A 22,581-nucleotide genomic window follows, 5' to 3' on the forward strand; every position below is an offset into this window, starting at 1 on the left:
AAAAAATGAATGATTTATCGACAATGAGCAGCTTGTCTAAAGAAGAGATTTTACAGCTGATTGAAGAAGCAGCGGCACTCAAAAAGGGGAAACAAGAACATGGATTAGCCGGAGAATTTGTGGCAAACCTCTTCTTTGAACCAAGCACAAGAACACGTTTTAGCTTCGAAGTAGCAGAGAAGAAATTAGGGATGAATGTCCTGAGCTTAGATGCAGCAAGCACCTCCGTTCAAAAGGGCGAAACACTTTACGATACGGTAAAAACACTGGAATCGATCGGAGTAAAGGCATGTGTGATCAGAGACAGCACCGATGAATATTATAACGAGCTGATCGGGAAGGTTGGAATTCCCATCATCAATGCAGGAGATGGCTGCGGACAGCATCCAACCCAATCACTGCTTGACCTCATGACCATTTTTGAAGAGTTTGGCGGTTTTGAAGGCTTAACGATTTCGATTCATGGAGACATCAAACATAGCAGGGTAGCAAGGTCAAATGCTGAGGTTCTCTCAAGGCTGGGAGCCACAGTCCTCTTTTCAGGACCTGCTTCCTTCCAGGATGAACAAAACCCTCACGGAACGTACGTCCAAGTAGATGAAGCCATCGCACTATCTGATGTGGTGATGCTGCTCAGAATCCAGCATGAACGGCACGCTGAAAAAATGGGCAGTGAAGATTACTTATCAACTTATGGATTAACAGTAGACAGAGCAAACAAAATGAAAGAACGCGCGATTATTATGCATCCAGCACCAGTAAACAGAGGTGTTGAAATAGATGATTCTTTAGTAGAGTCCAAGCAGTCAAGGATTTTCAAGCAAATGGAAAACGGTGTTTATATCCGAATGGCCGTATTAAAAAGAGCTTTTCAAAATAGCACACTACATCAAAAAGGGAGAGATTCTGTCTATGTCATATCTCATTAAAAACGGTTTTATCTTAACAAGCACAGGTGAAAGAGTGCAGCAGGATATTAGGGTAAAAGGAAAAGTGATTCAAGCGATTGGTCACCTAGAAAGAGAAGACGGAGAAGAGGTTATTGATGCAGCAGGGCTATTTGTGTCACCAGGCTTGATCGATCTGCATGTGCATTTAAGAGAGCCAGGCGGAGAGAAAAAGGAAACAATTGAAACAGGCTCTAAAGCAGCCGCAAGAGGCGGATATACGACGATTGCAGCGATGCCGAATACAAGGCCGGTTCCAGATACAAAAGAGCAAATGGAATGGCTCATGAATCGAATCGAAGAAACCTCATCTGTGAGAGTACTGCCATACGCCTCCATCACAACGAGACAAATTGGGGAAGAGATGACGGATTTTGCAGCACTAAAAGAAGCAGGCGCCTTTGCCTTTACAGATGATGGTGTCGGCATCCAAACAGCAGGCATGATGTACGAAGCGATGAAACAGGCAGCAAGTCTTGATCAAGCGATTGTGGCGCACTGTGAGGATAATTCGCTCATTTACGGCGGGTGCGTTCATGAAGGAGAATTTTCAAAAGCAAATGGGTTAAACGGAATACCGTCAATCTGTGAATCGGTGCATATTGCAAGAGATGTTCTTTTAGCAGAAGCAGCGAACTGTCATTATCATGTATGTCATATCAGTACGAAAGAATCTGTGCGGGTCGTACGCGATGCAAAAAAAGCGGGTATCCGTGTGACGGCTGAGGTGTCACCGCATCACCTGCTGTTGTGTGATACGGACATTCCGGGTCTTGATACAAACTATAAAATGAACCCGCCGCTCAGAGGAAAAGAGGATCGCGAGGCATTGATCGAGGGACTGTTAGATGGAACGATTGATTTCATCGCCACAGACCATGCGCCGCATACAGAAGAAGAAAAGAACGAAACCATGCAGCGTGCCCCGTTTGGAATTGTGGGACTTGAAACAGCGTTTCCGCTTCTGTATACACGATTTGTCAAAACAGGCGAATGGACATTAAAAGAACTCGTTGATTATATGACAATCAAACCAGCAGAAGCCTTTTCCCTTCCATACGGAAAGCTTGAAGAAGGACACATAGCTGATATTACACTCATTGATTTAAACAAAGAAACGACAATCGATAAAACAAGCTTCTTATCAAAAGGACAAAATACACCGTTTGACAAATTGACTGTATCAGGATGGCCGGTCATGACACTTGCATCTGGGAAAGTCGTTTATGAAGAGGGGAGACTAGTAAAATGAAGAGACGCTTAGTGCTAGAAAACGGAACAGTATTCGAAGGAACAGGCTTTGGCAGCTTAGAACCATCAGTCGGAGAAGTCGTCTTTAATACAGGGATGACGGGCTATCAAGAAATTTTATCTGATCCATCATACTGCGGACAAATTGTCACACTGACTTACCCGCTTATCGGCAACTACGGCATTAACCGTGACGATTTTGAATCGATCACACCGTTTGTGAAAGGGCTGATTGTGAAAGAGCTTTGTGAAAAGCCCTCAAACTGGCGCTCTTCATACTCACTTGATGAATATTTAAAAATGAAAAACATTCCGGGTCTGAGCGGAATCGATACACGGAAGCTGACTAGAATGATTCGAAGTGCAGGGACTTTAAGAGGGGCGTTTGCAGGACCTGATGAACAAGTGGAGGACGTTGTCCGCCGTCTTCAAACATTGCAGCTGCCAACTGATCAGGTGAGTCAAGTATCTGTGAAAAATGCGTACCCAAGCCCAGGCAGAGGAAAAAGAATTGTCCTTGTCGATTTCGGCATGAAGCACGGCATTTTGCGCGAGCTCAATAAACGTGATTGCGACGTCATTGTGGTGCCATACAACATCACTGCAGATGAAGTGCTGCAGCTAAAGCCTGATGGCATCATGCTTTCAAACGGACCTGGAGATCCTGTGGATGTACCAGAAGCCGTTGAGATGATTCAGCAATTGATTGGAAAGGTGCCGCTCTTTGGAATTTGCCTCGGACATCAATTATTTGCTCTAGCGTGCGGTGCAAGTACAGAAAAAATGAAATTTGGTCACAGAGGATCAAACCATCCGGTGAAAGAACTAGCAACTGGCAAGGTAACACTGACGTCTCAAAACCATGGCTACACGGTTAGCAGTATTAACGAAGACGTGCTCGAAGTCACACATATTGCCTTAAACGACAATACGATTGAAGGATTAAAACATAAAGAAGCACCAGCATTCACTGTTCAGTACCACCCAGAAGCATCACCGGGTCCAGAAGATGCAAACTACTTATTTGACCAGTTCATGGAAATGATTCATACGACTGAGAAAGAAGGGGAAGAAGTATGCCAAAACGCGTAGACATCAAAAAGATTTTAGTAATCGGATCAGGTCCTATCATCATCGGTCAGGCAGCGGAGTTTGACTATGCAGGCACACAGGCTTGCTTAGCACTAAAAGAAGAGGGCTATGAAGTCGTTCTTGTGAACTCTAATCCTGCGACCATCATGACAGATACAGAAATGGCCGACAAGGTATACATCGAACCACTGACACCAGAATTTTTAACACGAATCATTCGAAAAGAACGCCCTGATGCGATCTTGCCAACACTTGGCGGGCAAACTGGATTAAACCTTGCTGTTGAATTGTCAGACCTTGGTGTATTAGCTGAATGCGGCGTTGAAGTACTCGGTACAAAGCTGTCAGCCATCCAAAAAGCAGAGGATAGAGATTTATTCCGTAATTTGATGAATGAACTAAATGAGCCTGTACCAGAAAGTGAAATCATTCATAACCTGGAAGAAGCAATTGCGTTTACGGATCAAATCGGTTTCCCTGTCATCGTCAGACCAGCCTATACATTAGGTGGAACGGGCGGCGGAATTTGTACAAACGAGCAAGAACTGAAGGAAATCGTTGAAAACGGCCTGAAGCTAAGCCCAGTTACACAATGCTTACTTGAAAAAAGCATTGCAGGCTTTAAAGAAATTGAATATGAAGTCATGCGAGACAGCGGTGACCATGCAATCGTTGTTTGTAACATGGAAAACTTTGACCCTGTCGGTATCCATACAGGTGACAGTATTGTTGTAGCACCAAGCCAAACGTTAAGTGATCGTGAATATCAGCTGCTTCGCAATGTGTCGCTTAAGCTGATCCGTGCACTTGGCATAGAAGGCGGCTGTAACGTTCAGCTCGCACTTGATCCAAACAGCTTTCAATACTATATCATCGAAGTAAACCCGCGTGTGAGCCGTTCCTCTGCGCTTGCGTCAAAAGCGACAGGCTATCCAATTGCCAAATTGGCAGCGAAAATTGCAGTCGGCTTAACGCTTGATGAAATGATGAACCCAGTCACAGGTAAAACCTATGCAGCCTTCGAGCCTGCACTTGACTATATCGTTTCAAAAATACCGCGCTGGCCGTTCGATAAATTTGAATCTGCCAACAGACGTCTTGGTACGCAAATGAAGGCAACTGGTGAAGTCATGGCGATCGGCCGCACATTAGAAGAGTCTCTTTTAAAGGCTGTACGCTCACTTGAAGCCGATGTGCATCACATTGAATTAAAAGATGAAGCAGACATCACAAATGAAGTGCTTGAAAAACGGATTATTAAAGCGGGAGACGAACGATTATTTTATATCGCTGAGGCGCTTAGAAGAGGCTATACAGTCGAACAAATACACGAATTCTCAAAAATTGATTATTTCTTCCTTCATAAACTGGAAGGCATCATCGCCTTTGAGAAGACATTAAAAGAAAACAAAGGCAATACAGACGTATTAAAAGAAGCGAAAGAAAAAGGCTTCTCAGATATCTACATTAGCCGCGAGTGGAATATGAACGAAGCGGATGTCTACAAGCTAAGACAAGAAGCAGGCATTGTACCTGTATACAAAATGGTAGATACATGTGCGGCAGAATTTGAATCAGAGACACCTTATTTCTACAGCACGTATGAAGATGAAAATGAATCAGAACGTACAGACAAGAAAAGCGTTATCGTATTAGGTTCAGGTCCTATCAGAATTGGACAAGGGGTAGAATTTGATTATGCGACCGTTCACTCTGTGTGGGCAATTAAACAAGCAGGCTATGAAGCGATCATTATTAACAACAACCCTGAAACGGTTTCAACAGACTTTAGTATTTCAGATAAGCTCTACTTTGAACCACTCACTGTAGAAGACGTGATGCATATCATCGACCTTGAACAGCCTGAAGGAGTTGTCGTTCAGTTCGGCGGGCAAACAGCGATCAACTTAGCAGATGAATTATCAAATAGAGGGGTTAAAATTCTTGGAACTTCTCTAGAAGACCTAGACCGCGCAGAAAACCGGGACAAGTTTGAACAAACGTTAGAAACACTTGGCGTGCCCCAGCCTAAAGGGAAAACAGCAACGTCTGTGCCTGAAGCAGTAGCGATTGCCAATCAAATTGGCTACCCAGTCCTTGTCCGTCCTTCCTATGTATTAGGCGGCCGCGCGATGGAAATTGTGTATCAAGAAGCCGAGCTTCTTCACTACATGGAGAATGCGGTGAAGGTCAATCCGCAGCATCCAGTGTTAATTGACAAGTATTTGACAGGAAAAGAAATTGAAGTAGATGCCGTGTCTGATGGCGAAACTGTCGTGATCCCAGGCATTATGGAACACATTGAAAGAGCCGGAGTTCACTCTGGTGACTCGATTGCGGTCTATCCGCCGCAAACATTGTCTGAGGACATCAAAGCGAAGATCGCAGAATACACGATCAAGCTTGCAAAAGGACTCAACATTATTGGGCTTTTGAACATCCAGTTTGTCCTATCAAAAGGTGAAGTGTATGTACTTGAAGTGAACCCGCGATCAAGCCGGACGGTTCCTTTCTTAAGTAAAATTACAGGCATCCCGATGGCCAACCTTGCGACAAAAGTCATCTTAGGAGAGAAGCTCAAAAATTATGGCTACGAAGAAGGGCTTCACACAGAGCAAGAAGGAGTGTACGTTAAAGTCCCAGTCTTCTCTTTTGCTAAATTAAGAAGAGTCGATATTACACTCGGACCTGAAATGAAATCAACAGGTGAAGTCATGGGGAAAGATGTCACGATCGAAAAAGCCCTATATAAAGGATTGATTGCGTCAGGTATTCAAATTCCTAATGACGGAACAGTACTTCTGACAGTGGCTGATAAGGATAAAGAAGAAGGACTTGAGATCGCAAGAAGATTCCATTCTATCGGCTATCATATTTTAGCAACGGAAGGAACGGCGAATTATTTAAAACAAGCCTCCATTCCATCAAGTGTGGTCGGCAAAATCGGAGAAGAAGGCAAAAATCTTCTCGATGTCATTCGAAACGGGGAAGCGCAATTTGTCATCAACACCTTAACAAAAGGAAAACAGCCGGCAAGAGACGGCTTTAGAATTAGACGTGAATCTGTTGAAAACGGAGTGGCCTGCTTAACGTCCTTAGATACAGCAGAAGCCATTTTAAGAGTGCTTGAGAGCATGACATTTAGAGCAGATGAAATGCCAGAAGTGAAAACGAATGCTGAGGTGACAGTAACGATATGAAAAAAGCATACTTGACGGTCGTCTCGAACCGAGAGATCGCTGATCATATTTACGAAATGACATTAAAAGGTGACCTTGTGGACTCCTTTCAAACGGCTGGACAATTTCTTCATCTAAAGGTCAGTGAATCCATGACACCGCTGCTGAGAAGACCGATCAGTATTGCCAACATTCATGCCGAGCAAAAAGAAGCAACCATCATTTACCGCGCAGAGGGAGAGGGCACAAAGCTCCTCTCCCAAAAGCGGGAGGGAGAATCAGTCGATGTATTAGGGCCGCTTGGAAACGGGTATGATCCTTCAGTCGTCCAGCCCGGAGAGACGGCATTACTAGTCGGCGGCGGAATTGGCGTACCGCCTCTATATGAACTGTCCAAGCGTTTAACGAAAAAAGGCGTCATCGTGAAGCATGTGCTCGGCTTTCAATCGAAAAAGGATGTATTTTACGAGGAGAAATTTCAAGCACTCGGTGATACGTTTATTGCAACGGTTGATGGCACATACGGTGCTAAAGGCTTTGTAACAGATGTGATAAAAGAGCAAAACCTGAGCTTTGATGTGCTGTTTTCATGCGGTCCAACACCTATGCTAAAAGCGCTGAAAGACACGTATCCTGATAAGCCCGTCTACATTTCGATGGAAGAACGAATGGGCTGCGGAATTGGTGCGTGCTTTGCATGTGTCTGTCATACCGATCAGCTCGACAAACCTTACGTCAAAGTCTGTCTTGATGGACCTGTTTTTAAAGCAGAGGAGGTGGCGTTGTCATGCTAAACGTTGAGTTACCGGGATTATCTTTAAAAAATCCAATCATCCCTGCATCAGGCTGCTTCGGGTTCGGGAGAGAATTTGCATCCTTATATGACCTATCATTGCTAGGCGGTATCATGATCAAAGCCACAACCCTTGAACCGAGATTTGGCAATCCCACACCAAGGGTAGCCGAGACAGGAGCTGGTATGCTTAATGCAATCGGCCTTCAAAATCCGGGTCTAAAAGGCGTGCTTGAAAATGAGCTGCCTTGGCTTGAACAATTTGATACACCTATTATTGCGAATGTTGCTGGCTCACAGGTTGATGATTATGTGGAAGTAGCCAAGCAAATCAGCCAAGCAAAAAATGTTCATGCCCTTGAACTGAATATTTCTTGCCCAAATGTGAAAACAGGCGGGATTGCCTTCGGTACAGATCCAAATATGGCGGCGTCATTGACAAAAGCGGTCAAGGAAGTCTCTTCTGTACCTGTCTATGTCAAGCTGTCACCTAACGTAGCCAATATTGTGGAGATTGCTCAAGCGATTGAAGCTGCTGGAGCGGATGGACTCACCATGATTAACACATTAATCGGTATGCGTTTAGATTTAAAAACGGGGAAACCCATCCTTGCCAATAAAACAGGTGGATTATCAGGACCAGCTGTCAAACCGGTCGCTGTGCGCATGGTACACGAGGTGAGTCAAGCGGTTTCTATTCCGATTATCGGGATGGGCGGAGTGCAAAGTGCTGAAGATGTACTTGAATTTTTACTAGCAGGTGCAAGTGCAGTAGCTGTCGGCACAGCCAATTTTGTGAATCCATTTATTTGCCCGGAAATCATTGAAGAGCTGCCAAATGTGTTAGCAGCATATGGTTATTCATCTGTAGAGGAATGCATCGGAAGGAGCTGGAAAAATGAAGCACTTGCCCATCATCGCGCTTGATTTTCCATCAGGGAAGGACGCGCTTGCCTTTTTAGACCTTTTTGAAGGGACACCATTATTTGTGAAGGTTGGCATGGAGCTGTTTTACCAAGAAGGACCTGCCATCCTTGATGCGCTGAAAGAAAAAAATTGCCGTATTTTCCTTGATCTGAAGCTTCATGATATTCCAACAACCGTGCAAAAAGCGATGAACCGGCTTGCTGCACTTGGTGTTGATTTGGTCAATGTGCATGCTGCTGGCGGGAAACGAATGATGCAGGCTGCGTTAGAGGGACTTGAAAGCGGGACTCCTGCTGGACAAAACCGCCCGGGCATTATTGCAGTGACCCAGCTGACTAGTACGTCAGAAGACATGATGAGAAATGAATTACTCATTGACCGTCCGCTGCAAGAGACTGTGATCCGGTACGGACAATTAGCATATGAAAGTGGGCTGGACGGGGTTGTTTGTTCTGTTCATGAATCTAAAGCACTTCATGAACATATTTCACCATCCTTTCTCACTGTAACGCCAGGAATTCGCTTACCGAATGATCAAACCGATGATCAACAGCGCGTGGCGACACCTGCCTATGCAAAAGAGCAAGGTGTTTCACAAATCGTTGTCGGAAGATCAATCACAAAAGCTGATAAACCAATAGAAGCCTATCATCAAATTTTGAAAGAGTGGGAGTGACTGCCAGATGAAATCAAAAATCGCGAAACATCTATTACAAATCAAAGCGGTCTCATTAAAACCAGACGAACCGTTTACATGGGCGAGCGGTATAAAATCACCGATCTATTGTGATAACCGCCTGACATTGTCATATCCAGAAGTGAGACACGACATTGCTGAAGGTCTAAAAGATTTGATTCTCACTCATTTCAAGGGAGCAGAGGTTGTCGCGGGTACTGCAACAGCAGGCATTCCTCATGCGGCATTAGCAGCAGACCGCTTGAACATCCCGATGTGTTATGTCAGAAGTAAGCCTAAAGCACATGGAAAAGGAAATCAAATTGAAGGAGCCGTATCAAAAGGCCAAAAGGTTGTCGTTGTAGAAGACCTTATTTCCACAGGAGGCAGTGTGCTTGAAGTGGTCGCTGCTCTTCAAGATGAGGGCTGCGAGGTACTTGGGGTTGCTGCGATCTTCACATACGGACTGCCAAAAGCAGCGGCAGCCTTTCAAGAAAAAAATATTCCATATGTCACCCTAACAGACTATGACACATTGACAGACGTGGCGCTTGAACTGAAAGCGATTGAGCCTGCTGCGATGAACAAACTAAAACGCTGGAGACAAGATCCTTCCTCAGAATCTTGGATGGAAGAAACGGTCTGAAAAGTCAAAGCCCATCGTTAACAAAAACTGTGCCTGCCCGCACAGTTTTTTTATTTAGGTAAAAATAGTAAAATAGACTCAAATTTTAATAAAAACTAATCCTATCAATAAAGTCGGGTTGACTTTTGTTTGAATTGTGTTAATATTTAAGACAAATTGAAACTCTTATCCAGAGAGGTGGAGGGACTGGCCCGATGAAACCCGGCAACCTGCGATACGCAAGGTGCTACTTCCTGCAAAATGATTCTATTTTGAAAGATAAGGAAATCGTGTGCTTCCTCATCTTTCTTTCGGACTGAAAGAAAGTTTTTTTATTTTAACGGTGAGGAGGAAGAGGAGATGGAAGTGAAACAAAATCAGGATGAGGACTTAGTAAAGCATATGCAAGAACTGATTGGGGATATGAAATTCGGTTCAATTACGTTAATTGTTCAGGACGGTCATGTGATTCAAGTGGAAAAGAACGAAAAAATTAGATTGAAGTAGTGCGGAAAAAAGCAATATGAGCTGTACTCCGGAAGGGGAGAAATCATGTTAACTTATGAAAATTGGCAAGAGCCGTCCATTACATTTCAAGAAGATGATTTGTATAAAGGAGCCCTGTCTGTACTGAAATGGGCGTACGGTCATTATGGTGACCAGCTCGTATATGCGTGCAGCTTTGGGATTGAGGGCATCGTTCTGATTGATCTGATTGCAAAAGTAAAAAAAGATGCGAAAATTGTCTTTTTAGATACAGGTCTGCATTTTAAAGAAACATACGACACAATTGATGCGGTAAAGGAAAGATACCCGGGTTTAGACATTGAACTGAAAACGCCTGAGCTGACGGTTGAACAGCAAAATGAGCAGCACGGTGATCAATTATGGAAAACAAATCCTCAAAGCTGCTGCCATATGCGTAAGGTCATTCCTTTGCAAGAAGCCCTATCTGGTTATCCAGCTTGGCTTTCCGGTTTAAGAAGAGAGCAGTCACCAAAACGAGCAGGGACGAATTTCTTAAATAAGGATGAAAAATTCAAATCAGTGAAAGTATGTCCGCTTATCCATTGGACGTGGAAGGACATATGGAGATATGCATCTAGAGAAGAACTTACTTATAATCCGCTGCATGACCAGGGATATCCAAGTATCGGCTGTGCACCGTGTACACAGCCAGCATTTACTGCAGATGATCTGCGTTCTGGCAGATGGTCAGGCACAGCAAAGACAGAGTGCGGATTACATGAGTAAGGGAGCATAATGTATGGAAATCGCCGCAATTTTATTTAGTCTATTCTTTGCTTTAAACATAGGCGCAAGCGGAGCAGCTGCTTCTATGGGCATTGCGTACGGGTCAGGCGCGATTCAAAAGCCCATTTATGCGCTCAGCGTTTGTGCAATTGGGATTTTAGCAGGTTCAGTGATTGGCGGCGGTGAGGTCGTCAAAACGATCAGCTCTGGTATTATGCCAGAATCAGTCATTACACTTGAGATCGTTTGTATTATCATTGGTTCTGCTGCACTATCACTTTTCATAGCGAATCTGATGGCGATTCCTTTATCAACAAGTGAGGTCACAGTAGGGGCTGTGGTTGGTGTTGCCGTCGCGTATAAAGTATTGTTTGTGAAATCCATTTTAGTGATTGTGGCATTTTGGGTGATCATCCCAATTTTCGCCTTTCTTTTTACCTTTGCTGTCGTCAAAATCATCAGAATGTTCCCTAAACGGAAGCTGTCTAAAAAAGGCACAGCTATTTTATCTGTCGTGTTAATCCTCAGCGGATTTCTAGAGGCGTTTTCAGCTGGTATGAACAATGTCGCAAATGCGGTCGGTCCGCTTGTCGCGTCAGGCGTTTTGTCAGTCGGGCAAGGAACTCTTTACGGCGGGATCTTTGTTGCACTTGGTGCGCTTTTGCTTGGGAGAAGGGTACTAGAAACAAACGGAAAGAAAATCACCCGTTATCAAACGGGCGAAGGGATTTTACTTTCGAGTACCGGTGCCGGGCTTGTCATCGTCAGCTCTATTTTTGGGCTGCCTGTTCCGCTTACGCAAATCACCTCATCGTCTATCATCGGGCTTGGAATGGCAAAAGGCGGGCCAAACATTTTTCACAAACATGTTGTGAAAAAAATGCTGAAAGTGTGGGTGGTGTCACCCTTCTTATCACTCAGCCTATCGTATTTGCTGGTGAGCCTTTTCTTAAAAGGAGACTATTACTCTATCTTTATCATGATGAGTGTACTGCTTGCCTCACTTGGTGCGCTGAGTCTGATGAAGGCAGTCAAAAATGAGAGCAGCTCTATTCATGAACAGGGCGGCGGGATTTAATCACAAATCCGACTATTAACATCTAATAAATATGAACATTGAGAGGAAGATGAACAAATGAGTTTAACACCACATGGTGGCGTATTAATTAATCGAGTAAATGAAGAATATGATCTCAGCACAGCTGCAAAGGAAATTGAACTAGATGCGATCTCCTTTGCAGACCTTGAACTCATTGCAATTGGCGGATATAGTCCAATTGAAGGGTTTTTAACAAAAGCTGATTATGAAGCAGTTGTGAGCAGTATGCGGCTAGCAAGTGGTGTCGTTTGGTCTCTTCCTATTACACTGCCAGTGACAAAAGAAAAGGCGGCGGAAATCCATCAAGGCGATATCGTGCGCTTATCTTATAATGGAACTGTATATGGGGTCATTGAAGTAGAGGATCAATACACACCAGATAAGGAAAAAGAAGCGGTAAATATCTATAAAACTGATGACCGCAATCATCCAGGCGTGAAAAAATTATTTGAACGCGGTGATACTTACATTGGCGGGAAAATTACACTGACGAAACGCAGTGAAAAACCATTCCCTCAATTTACGTATGAGCCAGAAGAAACAAGACGTCATTTTAAAGAAAACGGCTGGAAAACCATTGTTGGTTTCCAAACGAGAAACCCGGTTCATCGTGCGCATGAATATATTCAAAAAACAGCATTAGAAACGGTCGATGGTTTATTCTTAAATCCTCTTGTCGGTGAAACAAAATCTGACGATATCCCGGCAGATGTGAGAATGAAAAGCTATCAAGTGTTATTGAATGGTTATTATCCAAAAGACCGCGTCTTTTTAGGTGTTTTTCCTGCTGCAATGCGTTATGCTGGACCAAAGGAAGCGATATTTCACGCGCTTGTTCGTAAAAATTATGGCTGCACCCATTTTATTGTCGGAAGAGATCATGCAGGTGTTGGTGACTATTACGGCACATACGAGGCGCAGGAACTATTTGATCAATTTACAAGCGAAGAAATCGGCATTACTCCATTAAAATTTGAACACAGCTTCTACTGTAATACATGTGAAGCGATGGCCACACCAAAAACGTGTCCTCACGACAAAAGCGAGCATGTCATTCTTTCAGGTACAAAGGTTCGAACGATGCTGAGAAACGGTGAATTACCACCAAGCACGTTCAGCCGAAAAGAAGTCATTGAAACATTAATCGAAGGATTAAAAACGACGGTATCTTAAAGGGAGGGTATGACATGAGCAACGAACATATCGTGTGGCATGATGCATCTATTACAAAAAAAGAATATCAACAGAAAAACAATCATACGAGCGGCATTATCTGGCTTACAGGTTTAAGCGGATCAGGTAAATCAACGATCGCAAATGCAGCTGCAAGAGAGCTGTTTGAACAAGGCTATCAAGTCACCGTTCTTGACGGCGATAACGTGCGGCACGGACTCAATAAAGATCTAGGGTTTTCAGATGACGACAGAAAAGAAAACATCCGCCGAATCGGAGAAGTGGCGAAATTATTTGTGGAGCAAGGTACGATTGTCATCACTGCTTTTATTTCTCCATTTCAAGAAGACCGCCACATTGTCAGACAGTTAGTCGAAGATGGGGAATTTCACGAAGTGTTTGTCAAATGTGATCTGAACGTGTGTGAAGAGCGTGATCCAAAAGGGTTATATAAAAAAGCGAGAAACGGCGAAATTCCATTTTTCACTGGAATCGATTCACCATATGAAGAGCCAGCTGCGCCTGAGCTCGTCTTAGATACAGGGGAATTATCCCGTGAGGAATCCAAACAGCGTCTTGTTGATTATGTAAAAGCAACAACGAAATAATCGCCTGATGGCAGGGGGAGAAAAGCAAGATGGGGAAAGTATACATTGTGGGTGCTGGACCCGGAGACCCAGATTTAATCACATTAAAGGCCCATAAGGCGATACAGCAGGCAGATGTCATCTTATATGATCGTCTTGTCAATCAAGACATTCTCGCCCACGCCAAACCAGAGGCGGAATTGATTTATTGCGGAAAGCTGCCAAATCATCATACAATGAGACAGGAAGCCATCAATGAAGCGCTTGTGGCTCATGCAAAGGAAGGGAACGTTGTCGTTCGGCTGAAAGGCGGCGATCCCTTTGTCTTTGGCCGCGGCGGTGAAGAAATCGAATGCTTAGCTGAGCACGGAATTCCGTATGAGGTTGTCCCAGGAATTACTTCTGGTATTGCGGCGGCTGCTTATGCGGGCATCCCTGTGACACACCGTGAATTCAGCTCAAATGTTGCTTTTGTCACGGGTCACTATCAAAAGGATGAACATTTTGAAGAAAAGTGGGAGGCGCTGGCTACAGGGATTGATACTCTTGTGATTTACATGGGTGTCAAAAACGTGGAAAGAGTGCAGCGCCTGCTTTTAAAAAATGGACGGGATCCAGAAACACCCGCTGCATTTATACACTGGGGAACCACGACGAGGCAAAAGACAACTTGCTGCACTGTGGCGACACTGTCTGAAACCGTTGAAAAAGAAGGGATCGAGCATCCAAGTTTAATTGTTGTTGGAGATGTCGTTCATTTTCATCAAAAACTGAACTGGTTTGAACCCTCATTAATTGAGAATTGAGAATGATAGAGAAAAGACACGTATATACATCGTGTCTTTTCGTCTGATGAAAATAAGTGAGAGGGAGGAGCCGCATGAAACAAGCTGTCCTTTATGTTGGGCATGGAAGCAGGGTGAAAGAAGCACAAGATAAGGCCATTTCTTTTATGAAAAGCTGTATGCCGTTAGTGAAAGCAGATATACAAGAAATTTGTTTTTTAGAGCTGACGGACCCTTCTATAGAAGAAGGATTTGAGGCCTGTGTGAACAAAGGAGCGACACACATTGCAATCGTCCCGCTCCTCCTTTTAACTGCCATGCATGCCAAATCGGATATCCCGGTCGAAATTGAGAAAGTGCGCGCGCGTTTCCCGCAAGTGAAGGTCACATATGGAAAGCCAATCGGCGTGAATCAAGAAGTAACAAAAGCGGTTGCCGCGAGAATTGAAGAAGCAGGATATCAAGGCGAGCAGGCGCGGATTCTTTTAATTGGCCGCGGGAGCTCTGATCCGGATGTGAAGCGAGATGTGTTTGGCATTGCAGACGATGTCAGAAGTCTGCTTCCACATGCAGAGGTTTTTCCGTGTTTTATTACAGCATGTGAGCCCAATTATCGAGATGTTCTCGCGCAGTTATCAGCAGATGACGATGGGCCTGTCTATATCGTTCCTTACTTGCTGTTTACCGGAATTTTAATGAAAGAAATTGAAAGTGAAGCCGCTCAGGCGAGAAATCAGCTGAAAGATGTCCGGGTATGCCGGTATATTGGCTTTCATCCGCATGTTAAAGCGGCTTATATTGAACGCGTGCAAGAAACCATGTTAAACAAAGACGATGCGTTTCGTTTCCAAGGAGAAAGCCATGCTTCCAGTCCATCTTGATTTAACCAATAAACAAGTGGTCATTGCCGGCGGCGGATCTGTGGCGTTAAGAAGAGCAAAGGCACTGTGCACGGAGCCTTGCCATATAACCATTGTCAGTCCTAATCTTTCTGAAGAGATGGCACACATCATTGATACATACCAATTGAATTGGAAGGAAAAGAAGGTAGATGCTGAAGATTTGAAGGATGCATTTTTCATTGTAGCTGCGACAAATGACCCTTCGGTAAATGAATGGATTGCACAAACAGCACAGCCTCACCAGCTTGTGAATTGTGTGAGCCAATCAGAGCTAGGCAATGTGATGGTGCCGAAGGTTGTCAAAGCAGGAAAAGTGACGATTTCAGTCTCTACAAGCGGTGCAAGCCCCGCCCGGACAAAACAGCTGGCGGCGGCAATTGAATCCTTGCTTGAACAAGAGGATATTGACGCACTTGATGCCCTTTACATCGAAAGAAAAAAACGACAAAGAAAAAGCCGATAAATCCTCATGTCAGGATTTTATCGGCTTTTCTTATTTATTTTCTCAGCTTGAGCACAAGATCTTCGTCAGGCGTGACAAATAATGTTTGCTGCTGATCATACGTAACAAAGCCAGGCTTTGCTCCGTTCGGTTTTTTCACATGCCGGATTTTTGTATAGTCGACAGGAACGGAGCTGGACTCTTTTGCTTTCGAAAAGTAGGCGGCAATTTGAGCCGCTTCAAGCAGCGTTTGTTCATCAGGTGCTTGGTGACGAATGACGACGTGTGATCCAGGAATATCCTTTGTATGCAGCCAAATATCATCACGAGCAGCTGCCTTTGTAGTCAAATGCTCGTTTTGTTTGTTATTTTTTCCAACTAAAATCGGAATACCTTGGGACGATTCATACGTTTCGAGCTGAATGGCCGCCGGTTTTTTCTTTTTGGCGTGACGCTTTTGTTTGGCGCGCAAATATTTTCCTTCAACAAGCTCTTCTCTCATTTCCTCTAAATCCTTCGGAGAAGCAGAGGACAGCTGCTGAATCAGCTCTTCAAAATAAGCAATTTCTTCATGAGTTCGCTCAATTTGTTCATTTACAGCTTCTACAGCATTTTTTGCCTTTTGATATTTTGTAAAATATGCTTGTGCATTTTCAGAAGGGGTTTTGTTTGTTTTAAGCGGGATTGTAATTTCTCCGCCGTCTTCATCGTAATAATTGATGACAGTCGCTTCTTTATCCCCTTTTTTGATCGCATATAAATTGGCTGTTAACAATTCGCCATAGAGCTGATACTTGTGTGCATCCTGAGATTCTTCAAGGGTTCTTTTTAGCTTTTTTAGCTTGTTTTCATTTTTCTTTTTTTCATTGACGACAAACCGTTCAAGGTCAGCCGCCTGCTGTTTGACTCTGTCTCTCTCAGCTTTTCCAAAATAAAAGCGGTCAAGCAGCTGGCTGAGTGAGTTGAATGTCTTCATCTCGCCTTGGACATGCTGAAGCTCTAATAAATAGAAATACTCTTTCCCGTCTTTTCTTGTAAGCTGCGGCGTAAAAGAATGCATGCGAATGAGCTGGAACATGTCGAGCAGTGTATTTGGGATCGTTTCTTGATTGGCAAGACCGGCCCGGTGTACTGCTTCCTTTGCAAAAAGCGGGGAAACCCCAGAGAAGGTATCGACAATTTGATTGGCGATCTTTCCTTCTTGAAAGCGTAAATGCTTCAAAATATCATCCTTTGTCACGTCAAAAGGATTCAATTTTTGCTGCGCAGGTGGCAGTAGGTATTCATAACCAGGGAGCACCGTTCGATAGCTGTTTACAGATGGAGAAAGGTGTTTCAGACCATCAATGATCTGCTGCGTTCCATCCTCTACAAGAATGAAGTTGCTATGACGTCCCATGATTTCAATGTAAAGCTTACGCGTCTGCTCATCGCCGATTTCGTTTCGGCTTCGCACGTGAAGCACAATGACCCTGTCAAATCCAATCTGTTCAAAACGTTCAATGAAGCCGCCCTCAAGATGCTTTCTGAGTAGCATACAAAACATTGGCGGCTCACTTGGATTGTCGTATTGATGCTCGGTGAGCTGCACTCTTGCATAGCTCGGATGAGCCGATAAAAGGAGCTTATGATTTTTCCCGTTTGCTCGAATATGAAAAATCAGCTCGTGCTTATATGGCTGATGGATTTTTGAAATCCTTCCGCCAGTTAATGCCTTTTGCAATTCATTAGTCATACCATATGTAAAAATGCCGTCAAATGACATGTTGGATACACCCTCTTCTTTCACACAAATCTACTGAAAGAACCTTCCGTTTTCTCGTTCTTTAGGCAGTCTTATTATTATAGCATGATTTAGGACGAGTCTGAATAAACTGGCTTATAGAACACTGCATATGAGAGAGAACAAAAGAGGAGTGGACGAGGTCAAATGAATTGGCATGAACTGAACCAAACCGATTTATTAAAAACAATGAATACATCGATAGGTGACGGACTGTCAGAAAAAGATGTACAAAAGCGGCTTGAAAAACACGGGCCAAATGAATTGCAGGAAGGAAAAAAGGCGTCGGCTCTGATCATTTTTTTAGCACAGTTTAAAGATTTCATGGTGTTAATCTTGCTTGCTGCAACAATCATTTCTGCCTTTTTAGGAGAATACATTGATGCTGTTGCGATTGTGGCCATTGTTTTGATTAATGGTGTACTCGGCTTTTATCAAGAACGCCGGGCGGAAAAATCCCTTCAAGCGTTAAAGGAATTATCAACTCCGCACGTGTATGCAAGGAGAAATAATGAATGGGTCAAGATCCCGTCTAAACATCTCGTGCCAGGGGATATTGTGAAATTTTCAAGCGGAGACCGGATTGGGGCAGATATTAGATTACTAGAAACAAAGAGCTTAGAAATTGAGGAGTCCGCCCTCACTGGTGAGTCTATCCCAGCGGTCAAACACGCAAGTCCGCTTTCAAGCGGCCATGTTTCGCTCGGGGATTTGACGAATATGGCCTTTATGGGGACGCTTGTTACTAGAGGCAGCGGCGTAGGGGTTGTCATTGGTACAGGAATGAATACAGCGATGGGACAAATTGCCGGCATGCTGGATGCAGCAGGTAATATGGAAACGCCGCTGCAAAGGCGTCTCGAGCAGCTTGGAAAAATTCTGATTGTGGCTGCTTTATTTTTAACGGTGCTCGTTGTTGTTCTTGGTGTAGTGCAAGGACATGAATTGTATCATATGTTCCTAGCGGGTGTATCTCTTGCTGTGGCGGCGATTCCAGAAGGACTGCCGGCGATCGTCACTGTCGCCCTTTCCCTAGGGGTACAGCGGATGATCAAACAAAAATCGATTGTCAGAAAGCTCCCGGCAGTGGAAACACTCGGCTGCGCGTCAATCATTTGCTCTGATAAAACAGGAACCATGACGCAAAATAAAATGACTGTGACCCATGTGTGGGCAGAGGGAAAAACGTGGAATATTTCTGGCACAGGCTACGAGCCATCCGGTGACTTTACCTTAAACGGGGAAATCGTCCATGCCGACAAGCATCCAAGCCTGCAAAAGGTGTTATTATACGGGGCGCTTTGTAATACATCGACCATCGTTGAAAAAGACGGGGAGATGAGGCTTGATGGGGATCCAACAGAGGGAGCGCTCCTTACCGCAGCACGTAAAGCGGGTTTTACAGAGCAATTCATCGAAGCTGGATTTCATGTCATTGAGGAGTTTCCTTTTGACTCAGAAAGAAAGATGATGTCAGTCGTCGTTGAAACAAATCAAAAAGAGCGGTATGTCATTGCAAAAGGTGCGCCGGATGTACTAATGAACCGTTCAAGTCATATCATGCACGGCGGACGCACAGCTTCTTTTTCAGCCACTCACAGGCAAGAAACAGAAGCTGCGATTCAAGGTTTAGCAAGACAGGCGCTTAGAACCATTGCCATTGCGTATAAAAAAGTCGGTCTGACAGAAAAAATCACCTCTGTACAGCAGGCTGAAGCTGATTTAACATTTATCGGATTAGAGGGCATGATCGATCCGCCGCGTCCTGAAGTCAGACGAGCGATTAAAGAGTGCCGGGATGCTGGCATTAAAACGGTCATGATTACAGGGGATCACGTGGAAACGGCCAAAGCGATCGCAAAAGACTTAAGCCTTTTACCGAAGCAAGGACAGGTGCTCGACGGAAAAGCACTTGATCAAATGAGCGACAAAGAGCTTGAGCAAACGGCTGAAAATGTATATGTCTTTGCCCGGGTTTCTCCTGAGCATAAGCTGAGAATTGTCAAAGCCTATCAAAAAAATGGTCATGTTGTAGCGATGACAGGTGACGGGGTCAATGATGCGCCTGCCATTAAACAAGCAGATATCGGCATCTCCATGGGCATCACTGGTACAGACGTAGCCAAGGAAGCGTCTTCTCTTATTTTACTTGACGACAACTTTGCGACCATTAAATCCGCCATTAAAGAAGGCCGAAATATTTATGAAAATATTCGTAAGTTTGTCCGCTATTTGCTGGCATCAAATGTTGGAGAAATTTTGGTCATGCTGTTTGCGATGCTCCTCGCGCTGCCGCTTCCGCTCGTTCCTATACAAATCTTATGGGTAAACCTTGTCACAGATGGTCTACCGGCTATGGCACTTGGCATGGATAAGCCAGAAGGCGATGTCATGAAGAGAAAGCCGCGGAATATGAAAGAGGGTATTTTTGCTAGAGGGCTTGGCTGGAAGGTCATCTCAAGAGGATTCCTCATCGGGCTTGCGACCCTTTTGGCATTTATATTTGTGTATCACCGCGATCCAAACAACCTGCAATATGCACAGACTGTCGCATTTAGTACGCTTGTTTTGGCGCAGCTCATTCATGTATTTGACTGCCGCAGTGAACGGTCCATTTTTGAACGTAATCCATTTGGGAACCTTTATTTGATCGGTGCGGTTTTGTCATCACTTTTACTCATGCTTGTGGTCATTTATTACCCGCCGCTTCAGCCAATTTTCAAAACGGTCGCGATTGCACCAATTGATTGGCTGCTGATCATCGGGATGTCTGCACTGCCAACTTTTTTACTGGCAGGATCACTTTTGACAAGAAAAAAATAATTCATTATGGTATAATTTTGAGGTAATAGTGTCTGCTATTACCTTTTTCATTTTATTAATATGAAAGAATTGGGTGTTTTAACATGATACGCAGTATGACGGGATTCGGCCAAGCGAGTAAAACGGATGGAGAACTGACAGTGTCAGTTGAGCTAAAATCGGTCAATCACCGTTTTAAAGAGGTTCATGCCCGTTTGCCGAGGCCGCTTTTATATTTCGAAGATACATTAAAAAAGATCATTCTTCGTCACGTGCAGCGCGGTAGAATTGAGCTGTTTGTCACGATTGAAGGCGGTAAACTAGCAAGCCGGTCCTTACAGATCGACTGGCCGCTGCTTGATGAATACATGAAAGCCGCAAAAGACCTCGAGGAACGCTATCACATTTCAGGCATTCAGCATGCACATGACTTATTGGGGCTTGAGCTTGCCGTTCAGGTGGAAGAGTCAGCCAGCCGAAATGAACAGCTAGAGCAGCTGCTGATGGAAGCTTGCGAGGATGCTGTCAAGGAGCTTTGCTTCATGAGAGAGCAAGAGGGAGCATCACTTCAAAAAGACTGTGAACTAAGGCTTTCTGAACTAGAGGCCTATACAGAAGAAATCAAAGTCTTTGCACCAGAGGTTGTGAGTCAGTACAAAGAACGATTGAATCAGCGATTGCAAGAATGGATCGGAGAGGCGCTTGACGAGAGCAGACTGACAACAGAGGCTGCCATCTTTGCTGACCGGTGTGACATTACAGAAGAGATGACGAGATTAAAAAGTCACTTTCAGCAATTTCAGCAAATCTTGCTGCAAGGCGGTGCTGCCGGCCGAAAACTTGACTTCCTTGTACAGGAGCTCAACCGTGAAGTGAACACCATTGGATCAAAAGCGAACCATCACCATTTAACAAAGCTGGTGGTTGAAATGAAAAGTGCTATTGAAAAAATAAAAGAACAAGTGCAAAATATAGAATAGTCATTGTGTATACTGTTTACAGTGCGTCTCTTTCGGCGAGACTAGAGACGTTTATATTACAGGGGGACGAAAGAAGATGACCATAAAGTTGATCAATATCGGATTTGGAAACATCATTTCAGCGAATCGGATGATTTCGATCGTCAGTCCGGAATCAGCACCGATTAAACGAATGATACAAGACGCAAGAGATCGAGGCATGCTCATAGATGCTACATACGGAAGAAGAACCCGTGCTGTTGTCATTATGGACAGTGACCATGTCATCTTATCTGCCGTTCAGCCTGAGACTGTCGCGCAAAGACTTTCTGTAAAAGAAGAAATCATAGATGAAGGGCAGGGGTAATACGCCATTATGAAAGAAAGAGGACTATTAATCGTTCTCTCTGGACCTTCGGGAGTTGGAAAAGGAACGGTCAGACAAGCCATTTTCTCCCAGGAAGATACGAAATTTGAATACTCTATTTCTGTGACGACACGCAAACCGCGTGAAGGAGAAAGAAATGGTGTCGATTATTTCTTTAAAACCAGGGAAGAATTTGAACATATGATTGAAAACAAAAAGCTGTTAGAATGGGCAGAGTACGTCGGGAATTACTACGGCACGCCTGTTGACTATGTTGAACAGACATTAAGCGAAGGAAAAGATGTTTTCCTTGAAATTGAAGTGCAAGGTGCACTTCAAGTAAGAGAAGCATTCCCGGAAGGTCTATTTATTTTCCTTGCACCGCCTAGTCTTTCAGAACTTCAAAACCGCATCATTACACGCGGTACAGAATCTGAAGAGCTCATTCGAAACCGAATGGCCGCTGCGAAAGAAGAAATTGAAATGATGGATGCTTACGACTATGTCGTTGAAAACGATGATGTCGAGCTTGCTTGTGAAAGAATCAAAGCGATCGTCCTTGCAGAACACCTGCGCAGAGACAGAGTCGCACCGAGATATAAAAAAATGCTGGGGGTAGAATAAACCATGTTAGATCCTTCAATTGACTCATTGATGAACAAACTTGATTCAAAATATACGCTTGTAACAGTGTCTGCACGCCGTGCACGTGAAATGCAGATCCACCAAGATCAGCAGATTGAAAACACAAAGTCTTACAAATTCGTAGGCAAAGCACTAGAAGAAATCGACGCTGGTCTTTTGACATTTGAAAAAGAGGATCAAGAATAACACATCGCTTCTGCTATGCAGATACGATACGTTCAAAAAAGTCAAAACTATGATTGGTTTTGACTTTTTTGAATTGTAGACGAATTTGTGAAAAAGGCCGTTAAGGG

Annotated in this window: 22 protein-coding genes and 1 riboswitch; of the genes, 21 read left to right on the forward strand and 1 reads right to left on the reverse strand. The window is 44.0% G+C overall.

The features are described 5' to 3' along the window. The first annotated feature begins 5 nt into the window (after positions 1–5). The 16 genes from QR42_RS07400 to QR42_RS07470 all read left to right on the forward strand — a co-directional run bounded on the left by QR42_RS07400 (position 6) and on the right by QR42_RS07470 (position 15,753). The gene (locus QR42_RS07400) at positions 6–929 is read left to right on the forward strand and encodes an aspartate carbamoyltransferase catalytic subunit (RefSeq protein ID WP_039178391.1); all 924 of its coding nucleotides are present in this window, start codon (positions 6–8) and stop codon (positions 927–929) included. Continuing rightward, positions 913–2,199 carry a dihydroorotase gene (locus tag QR42_RS07405; RefSeq protein WP_039178394.1) on the forward strand — a complete coding sequence of 429 codons (1,287 nt, stop codon included), beginning with the start codon at positions 913–915 and terminating at the stop codon, positions 2,197–2,199. Before QR42_RS07400 ends, QR42_RS07405 begins: the two co-directional genes overlap by 17 nt. Beyond that, positions 2,196–3,290, forward strand: coding sequence for a carbamoyl phosphate synthase small subunit (locus QR42_RS07410; protein ID WP_024424230.1), 1,095 nt, complete (start codon positions 2,196–2,198; stop codon positions 3,288–3,290). The genes QR42_RS07405 and QR42_RS07410 overlap by 4 nt, the downstream gene beginning before the upstream one ends. Beyond that, complete coding sequence (gene carB, locus QR42_RS07415) at positions 3,275–6,490, forward strand: carbamoyl-phosphate synthase (glutamine-hydrolyzing) large subunit (protein WP_039178397.1); 3,216 nt, start codon at positions 3,275–3,277, stop codon at positions 6,488–6,490. The genes QR42_RS07410 and carB overlap by 16 nt, the downstream gene beginning before the upstream one ends. Next, positions 6,487–7,263, forward strand: coding sequence for a dihydroorotate dehydrogenase electron transfer subunit (locus QR42_RS07420; RefSeq protein WP_039178400.1), 777 nt, complete (start codon positions 6,487–6,489; stop codon positions 7,261–7,263). The genes carB and QR42_RS07420 overlap by 4 nt, the downstream gene beginning before the upstream one ends. Next, positions 7,257–8,189 (forward strand): dihydroorotate dehydrogenase, encoded by a 933-nt coding sequence (locus QR42_RS07425; RefSeq protein WP_039178404.1) that lies wholly within the window; start codon positions 7,257–7,259, stop codon positions 8,187–8,189. The genes QR42_RS07420 and QR42_RS07425 overlap by 7 nt, the downstream gene beginning before the upstream one ends. Next, positions 8,161–8,865: an orotidine-5'-phosphate decarboxylase gene (pyrF, locus tag QR42_RS07430; protein WP_039178406.1), complete on the forward strand. Its 705-nt coding sequence runs from the start codon at positions 8,161–8,163 to the stop codon at positions 8,863–8,865. Before QR42_RS07425 ends, pyrF begins: the two co-directional genes overlap by 29 nt. 7 nt (positions 8,866–8,872) lie before the next feature. After that, entirely contained in the window at positions 8,873–9,511 is a 639-nt protein-coding gene (gene pyrE, locus QR42_RS07435; RefSeq protein ID WP_039178408.1) for an orotate phosphoribosyltransferase, read from the forward strand. A gap of 162 nt (positions 9,512–9,673) precedes the next feature. Then, positions 9,674–9,776: riboswitch (SAM riboswitch) on the forward strand. A gap of 116 nt (positions 9,777–9,892) precedes the next feature. Continuing rightward, positions 9,893–9,997, forward strand: a complete 105-nt coding sequence (locus tag QR42_RS18930) for a DUF2292 domain-containing protein (protein ID WP_442852930.1) — start codon at positions 9,893–9,895, stop codon at positions 9,995–9,997. 45 nt (positions 9,998–10,042) lie between these two features. After that, positions 10,043–10,744, forward strand: coding sequence for a phosphoadenylyl-sulfate reductase (locus QR42_RS07440; protein ID WP_039178411.1), 702 nt, complete (start codon positions 10,043–10,045; stop codon positions 10,742–10,744). Between the two features lie 13 nt (positions 10,745–10,757). Further along, positions 10,758–11,822, forward strand: coding sequence for a sulfate permease (locus QR42_RS07445; RefSeq protein WP_039178413.1), 1,065 nt, complete (start codon positions 10,758–10,760; stop codon positions 11,820–11,822). 57 nt (positions 11,823–11,879) lie between these two features. Then, positions 11,880–13,016 (forward strand): sulfate adenylyltransferase, encoded by a 1,137-nt coding sequence (sat, locus tag QR42_RS07450; RefSeq protein ID WP_039178416.1) that lies wholly within the window; start codon positions 11,880–11,882, stop codon positions 13,014–13,016. 14 nt (positions 13,017–13,030) lie between these two features. Next, the gene (cysC, locus tag QR42_RS07455) at positions 13,031–13,624 is read left to right on the forward strand and encodes an adenylyl-sulfate kinase (protein ID WP_039178419.1); all 594 of its coding nucleotides are present in this window, start codon (positions 13,031–13,033) and stop codon (positions 13,622–13,624) included. A gap of 29 nt (positions 13,625–13,653) precedes the next feature. Continuing rightward, positions 13,654–14,409, forward strand: coding sequence for a uroporphyrinogen-III C-methyltransferase (gene cobA, locus QR42_RS07460; protein WP_039178420.1), 756 nt, complete (start codon positions 13,654–13,656; stop codon positions 14,407–14,409). A gap of 74 nt (positions 14,410–14,483) precedes the next feature. After that, positions 14,484–15,269, forward strand: a complete 786-nt coding sequence (locus QR42_RS07465) for a sirohydrochlorin chelatase (RefSeq protein ID WP_039178424.1) — start codon at positions 14,484–14,486, stop codon at positions 15,267–15,269. Then, the gene (locus QR42_RS07470; RefSeq protein ID WP_039178428.1) at positions 15,250–15,753 is read left to right on the forward strand and encodes a precorrin-2 dehydrogenase/sirohydrochlorin ferrochelatase family protein; all 504 of its coding nucleotides are present in this window, start codon (positions 15,250–15,252) and stop codon (positions 15,751–15,753) included. The genes QR42_RS07465 and QR42_RS07470 overlap by 20 nt, the downstream gene beginning before the upstream one ends. Positions 15,754–15,787: 34 nt before the next feature. Here the strand turns inward: QR42_RS07470 and QR42_RS07475 are convergent, their stop codons facing one another. Beyond that, entirely contained in the window at positions 15,788–17,497 is a 1,710-nt protein-coding gene (locus tag QR42_RS07475) for an Rqc2 family fibronectin-binding protein (protein ID WP_039178431.1), read from the reverse strand. A gap of 165 nt (positions 17,498–17,662) precedes the next feature. Here QR42_RS07475 and QR42_RS07480 point away from each other — a divergent pair, with 165 nt between their 5' ends. From QR42_RS07480 to rpoZ, 5 genes are all read left to right on the forward strand, one after another. After that, complete coding sequence (locus QR42_RS07480) at positions 17,663–20,338, forward strand: calcium-translocating P-type ATPase, SERCA-type (RefSeq protein WP_039178434.1); 2,676 nt, start codon at positions 17,663–17,665, stop codon at positions 20,336–20,338. Between the two features lie 83 nt (positions 20,339–20,421). Then, positions 20,422–21,297: a YicC/YloC family endoribonuclease gene (locus QR42_RS07485; protein WP_039178436.1), complete on the forward strand. Its 876-nt coding sequence runs from the start codon at positions 20,422–20,424 to the stop codon at positions 21,295–21,297. A gap of 76 nt (positions 21,298–21,373) precedes the next feature. Further along, positions 21,374–21,643: an extracellular matrix/biofilm regulator RemA gene (gene remA / locus QR42_RS07490; RefSeq protein ID WP_008344898.1), complete on the forward strand. Its 270-nt coding sequence runs from the start codon at positions 21,374–21,376 to the stop codon at positions 21,641–21,643. Between the two features lie 9 nt (positions 21,644–21,652). Further along, positions 21,653–22,267, forward strand: coding sequence for a guanylate kinase (gene gmk, locus QR42_RS07495; protein ID WP_024424214.1), 615 nt, complete (start codon positions 21,653–21,655; stop codon positions 22,265–22,267). A 3-nt stretch (positions 22,268–22,270) separates the two neighbouring features. After that, on the forward strand, positions 22,271–22,474 hold the full coding sequence (gene rpoZ / locus QR42_RS07500; RefSeq protein WP_003211647.1) for a DNA-directed RNA polymerase subunit omega: 204 nt from the start codon (positions 22,271–22,273) through the stop codon (positions 22,472–22,474). Positions 22,475–22,581 lie beyond the last annotated feature (107 nt).

The organism is Bacillus sp. WP8, from assembly GCF_000800825.1.
Taxonomy (GTDB): Bacteria; Bacillota; Bacilli; order Bacillales; family Bacillaceae; genus Bacillus; species Bacillus safensis.

Coding starts and splice junctions, on each gene's coding strand:
- QR42_RS07425 (WP_039178404.1), top strand. CDS start 7,257: ATGCTAAACGTTGAGTTACCGGGATTATCTTTAAAAAATCCAATCATC.
- carB (WP_039178397.1), top strand. CDS start 3,275: ATGCCAAAACGCGTAGACATCAAAAAGATTTTAGTAATCGGATCAGGT.
- QR42_RS07420 (WP_039178400.1), top strand. CDS start 6,487: ATGAAAAAAGCATACTTGACGGTCGTCTCGAACCGAGAGATCGCTGAT.
- gmk (WP_024424214.1), top strand. CDS start 21,653: ATGAAAGAAAGAGGACTATTAATCGTTCTCTCTGGACCTTCGGGAGTT.
- QR42_RS07475 (WP_039178431.1), bottom strand. CDS start 17,497: ATGTCATTTGACGGCATTTTTACATATGGTATGACTAATGAATTGCAA.
- QR42_RS07410 (WP_024424230.1), top strand. CDS start 2,196: ATGAAGAGACGCTTAGTGCTAGAAAACGGAACAGTATTCGAAGGAACA.
- QR42_RS07400 (WP_039178391.1), top strand. CDS start 6: ATGAATGATTTATCGACAATGAGCAGCTTGTCTAAAGAAGAGATTTTA.
- sat (WP_039178416.1), top strand. CDS start 11,880: ATGAGTTTAACACCACATGGTGGCGTATTAATTAATCGAGTAAATGAA.
- pyrF (WP_039178406.1), top strand. CDS start 8,161: ATGAAGCACTTGCCCATCATCGCGCTTGATTTTCCATCAGGGAAGGAC.
- cysC (WP_039178419.1), top strand. CDS start 13,031: ATGAGCAACGAACATATCGTGTGGCATGATGCATCTATTACAAAAAAA.
- QR42_RS07480 (WP_039178434.1), top strand. CDS start 17,663: ATGAATTGGCATGAACTGAACCAAACCGATTTATTAAAAACAATGAAT.
- QR42_RS18930 (WP_442852930.1), top strand. CDS start 9,893: ATGCAAGAACTGATTGGGGATATGAAATTCGGTTCAATTACGTTAATT.
- QR42_RS07465 (WP_039178424.1), top strand. CDS start 14,484: ATGAAACAAGCTGTCCTTTATGTTGGGCATGGAAGCAGGGTGAAAGAA.
- remA (WP_008344898.1), top strand. CDS start 21,374: ATGACCATAAAGTTGATCAATATCGGATTTGGAAACATCATTTCAGCG.
- QR42_RS07485 (WP_039178436.1), top strand. CDS start 20,422: ATGATACGCAGTATGACGGGATTCGGCCAAGCGAGTAAAACGGATGGA.
- rpoZ (WP_003211647.1), top strand. CDS start 22,271: ATGTTAGATCCTTCAATTGACTCATTGATGAACAAACTTGATTCAAAA.
- QR42_RS07440 (WP_039178411.1), top strand. CDS start 10,043: ATGTTAACTTATGAAAATTGGCAAGAGCCGTCCATTACATTTCAAGAA.
- QR42_RS07405 (WP_039178394.1), top strand. CDS start 913: ATGTCATATCTCATTAAAAACGGTTTTATCTTAACAAGCACAGGTGAA.
- QR42_RS07470 (WP_039178428.1), top strand. CDS start 15,250: ATGCTTCCAGTCCATCTTGATTTAACCAATAAACAAGTGGTCATTGCC.
- cobA (WP_039178420.1), top strand. CDS start 13,654: ATGGGGAAAGTATACATTGTGGGTGCTGGACCCGGAGACCCAGATTTA.
- QR42_RS07445 (WP_039178413.1), top strand. CDS start 10,758: ATGGAAATCGCCGCAATTTTATTTAGTCTATTCTTTGCTTTAAACATA.
- pyrE (WP_039178408.1), top strand. CDS start 8,873: ATGAAATCAAAAATCGCGAAACATCTATTACAAATCAAAGCGGTCTCA.